The organism is Streptomyces sp. AC627_RSS907 (assembly GCF_019049165.1).
The window spans coordinates 1-477 of the sequence record NZ_JAGMUE010000317.1 but is presented as its reverse complement, the minus strand read 5'-3'; the positions used below and the strand labels follow the sequence as shown (position 1 = coordinate 477).

General features: G+C 71.7%; 1 protein-coding gene. It reads right to left on the bottom strand.

Features of this window, described 5'->3' with window-relative positions:
- Window positions 1–477: acyltransferase domain-containing protein (locus KUM32_RS35485; RefSeq protein WP_217146046.1), on the bottom strand; the 477-nt coding region annotated here is incomplete at both ends.

Genomic DNA, 477 nt, shown 5'->3' with positions numbered 1-477 from the left:
CACGGTCCGGCGCAGGTTGCGGTACCAGTACCCGGCATCGAGACCCGCACCGTCCGCCCACTGCGCGTCCACCGTGGAGAAGAAGGGCACCGAGGCCGTCCGCGGGGACACCGGCGCGAGCACGTCCAGGATCTCCTCGCGGATCTCCTCCACGTGCGTCGAGTGTGAGGCGTAGTCGACTGGGACCGGCCGGGCCCGTTCCACCGATGCCAGCACGGTCTCCAGGCCGGCGGGGTCACCTGCTACCACCACGGACGACGGACCGTTCACCGCCGCCACTGACACGCCCTCCGGCAACAGGGTGCGTACCTCGTCCGCCGGCAGTGGTACCGACACCATGCCCCCACGGCCCGTCAGTGCCGTGATCGCCCGGCTTCTCAGGGCGACCACCCGTGCACCGTCCTCCAGTGACAGCGCGCCCGCCACCACCGCGGCGGCGATCTCGCCCTGTGAATGCCCCACCACCGCGTCCGGACG